This is a genomic window from Methylobacterium sp. WL6 (assembly GCF_008040095.1).
In the GTDB taxonomy this organism is placed as follows: domain Bacteria; phylum Pseudomonadota; class Alphaproteobacteria; order Rhizobiales; family Beijerinckiaceae; genus Methylobacterium.
Genome location: NZ_VRVH01000395.1, coordinates 1 through 3,432, shown reverse-complemented (window position 1 = coordinate 3,432; position 3,432 = coordinate 1). Strand labels below are relative to the sequence as shown.

Annotated in this window: 2 protein-coding genes; both read left to right on the top strand. The window is 73.1% G+C overall.

Annotation, left to right across the window (positions count from 1 at the left end; all coding sequences use genetic code 11):
• Nucleotides 1–1,429 (top strand): glucan biosynthesis protein D (locus tag FV230_RS26195; protein ID WP_147844464.1); only part of this gene is annotated, 1,429 nt, incomplete at its 5' end.
• Between the two features lie 86 nt (nt 1,430–1,515).
• Nucleotides 1,516–3,432 (top strand): glucans biosynthesis glucosyltransferase MdoH (gene mdoH / locus FV230_RS26190; protein WP_147844465.1); only part of this gene is annotated, 1,917 nt, incomplete at its 3' end.

Below are 3,432 nucleotides of genomic sequence, written 5' to 3'. Positions count from 1 at the left end.
GCCCGGCGCCGGCGCACCCTTCGACGCGTCGACCGTGCCCGCCCTTGCCCGCGCGCTGGCCAAGGCCGCCTACGCCGCCCCCCGCACCGACGACCTCCCGGCTAGCCTCAAGGGGCTCAGCCGCGAGCAGTACGGCGCCATCCGCACCAAGCCCGCCGCCGCGATCTGGGCCGGCGACGATCTCGGCTTCACGATCGAGCCGCTGCATCGCGGCGCGATCTTCACCGGCCGCGTCGCCCTGTTCCTGGTCGAGGACGGCCGCATCCGGCCGATCGCCTACGATCCGGCGAGCTTCGACACCGGCGGCTTCGCGCTGCCGGAATTCCCGGAGGATCCGGGCTTCTCCGGCTTCCGCCTGCGCGCCCGCTTCCCCGACGGCCCCGACCTGTCGGACTTCGCGGTGTTCCAGGGCGCCTCGTTCTTCCGCCTCGTCGCCAAGGGCCAGGGCTTCGGCATCAACGCCCGCGCGCTGACGCTGCGCCCGGCCGACGCCCGCGGCGAGGAGTTCCCGATCTTCCGCGCGGTGTTCATCGAGCGCCCGGCCGACGGCGCCCTCGTCCTGCACGCCCTGATCGATTCTGATTCCGCCTCCGGCGCCCTGCGGATGGTGCTGCGGCCCGGCACCGAGGCCTCGACCACCGAGGTCGAGACCACGATCTTCGCCCGCAAGGCGATCGATCACCTGGGCCTGGGCGGCATGCAGGCGAGCTACCTGTTCGGCTCCGAGGATCGCCGCCGCGTCGACGACGCGCGCGCCGCCGCCTTCTCGGCCGCCGGCCTGCAGATCCGCAACGGCGCCGGCGAGGCGATCTGGCGCCCGGTCCACAACCCCGACGCGCTGCAGATCTCGTCCTTCGTCGACGAGAACCCGAAGGGCTTCGGGCTGATGCAGCGGGCGCGGACCTACGAGGACTTCGAGGACGACGTGCAGCACTGGGAGTGGCGGCCCTCGCTCTGGCTGGAGCCGGCCGATGCCTGGGCGGGCGGCGCGGTGACGCTGATCGAGATCCCGAGCGATTCCGAATTCAACGAGAACGTGCTGGCCTACTGGCGGCCGAAGGAGCCCGTCGTCGCCGGCTCCGAGACCACCTTCCGCTACCGCCAGCACTGGTGCTGGCAGCCGCCCGCCGCGCCGCTGGCCACCGTGACCGGCACCCGCAGCGGGCGCGGAAGCGCGGGCGCGCGCCGCCTGTTCCTGGTCGACTTCACCGGGGACGGGCTGTTCTCCGAGGGCGGCCTCGACATCGCCCTGGCGGCGGCCCCGGGCAGCATCGCGCGCCAGCAGTTTTTCAGCTACCCGGAGCGCAGGACCGTCCGGGTCGCCTTCGAGCTCGATCCCGGCAGCGAGCGCGCGAGCGAGCTGCGCCTCGCCCTGGTGCGGGGCGGCCGGGCTGTGACCGAGACCTGGCTCTATCGCTGGACGCCGTAGAAGGCAGCGGCGTTCGAGGGACCGGCGGACCGCATCGGCCGGCCCCGCGAGACTCCGAAGACGAGGATGGATCAAAGGCCGTGCGCATGGACGATTTCGCCGCCCTCCCCGCGACCGCACGGCGCGACGCCCCGTCGGGCCACCCGGGCGAGCGGTCGTTCCCCGACGCCCTGCCGCCGGAATCGCCCCTGGCGATGCCGGTGCAGAGCCTGTCCGCCTGGGACCCGGCGCTCGGGCATGCGCCGTCGCGGCACCCGGCCCGTCCTCACGCGTCCCGCCTCCTCGTCTTCGGCGGCGCGGTCGCGCTCACCGCCTATGGCGGCTGGCAGATGTACGAGACCGTGTCGGTCTCGGGCTCGCCGACGGCGCTGCAGTACGTGCTGGTCGCGCTGTTCCTCCTGACCTTCTCGTGGATCGCGCTGGCCTTCACGAGCGCGATCCTCGGCTTCGCCGTGCTGCTGCGCCGCCCGCGCCTGCCGCCGGTGCCGGCGGCCCTCGCCACCCGCACCGCCATCCTGATGCCGGTCTACAACGAGGGCACGGCCCGCACCTTCGCGGCGATCGAGGCGATGCGCGAGGCGGTCGACGCCACCGGCCTCGGCACGGCCTTCGACTGGTTCGTGCTGTCGGATTCGACGCAAGCCGACGCCTGGATCGCCGAGGAGCGCGCCTTCCTGGCCTTGCGCGAAGCGCTCGGCCCCGACGCCCGCCTGTACTACCGCCACCGCCGGAGGAACCATCACCGCAAGGCCGGCAACATCGGCGACTTCGTCACCCGCTGGGGCGGGGCCTACGACCACATGCTGGTGCTCGACGCCGACAGCCTGATGACCGGCGACAGCGTCGTCCGGCTCGCCGGCGCGATGGAGGCGGACGCGGATGCCGGCATCATCCAGACGCTGCCGCTCATCATCAACCGCAACACGCTGTTCGCCCGGGTGACCCAGTTCGCCGCCCGCATCTACGGCCCGGTGATCGCCACCGGCCTCGGCCACTGGTCGGGGCGCGACGGCAACTACTGGGGCCACAACGCGATCATCCGCACGAAGGCCTTCGCCGCCGCCTGCGGCCTGCCGGACCTTCCCGGGACGCCGCCCTTCGGCGGGCACGTGCTCAGCCACGACTTCGTGGAGGCCGCCCTGATCCGCCGCGCCGGCTGGGCGGTGTACATGCTGCCGACGCTGCCGGGCTCCTACGAGGAGAGCCCGCCCTCGCTGATCGACGTGGCGGTCCGCGACCGGCGCTGGGCGCAGGGCAACCTCCAGCACGCGCGGATCATCGGGGCGGCGGGGCTGAAGGCGGCCTCGCGCCAGCACTTCGCCACCGGCATCGCCGGCTACGCCGCCTCGCCGTTCTGGCTGTGCCAGCTCGTGGTCGGCATCGCGCTGGTGCTGCAGACGGCCTACGTGAAGCCCGAATACTTCACCACCGAGTTCGGCCTCTACCCGGTCTTCCCGCGCTTCGATCCGGTGCGCGCGCTGCAGCTCTTCGGGCTGACCATGGGCATCCTGCTGGCCCCGAAGTTTTTGGGCCTTCTCCTCGCGCTGATCGACGGCCCGGTGCGCCGGGCCTGCGGCGGCGCGGGCCGGCTGGTCGCGTCCTGCCTCATCGAGATCCTGCTCTCGGCGCTGATCGCGCCGATCGCGATGGTGATCCAGTCGGGCTCGGTGTTCAGCATCCTCGCCGGGCGCGACACCGGCTGGAACCCGCAACGGCGCGACGACGGCTCGATCCCGCTCGGCGACATCGTCCGCCGCCACCGCTGGCACACGGTGCTGGGGCTGGTCTCGGGGATCGCCGCCTTCGCCATCGCCACCTCGCTGTTCCTCTGGATGGCGCCGACCATCCTCGGCCTCGTCCTTGCGATCCCGATCTCCTGGGCGAGCGGGCAGCTGGCGCTCGGCCTCGCCCTGAAGCGGCGCGGCCTGCTGATGACGCCGGAGGAGCGCGACCCGCCGCCGATCGCCACCCGCGCCGGCGCGCTCGCCGCCCGCAACCAGGCC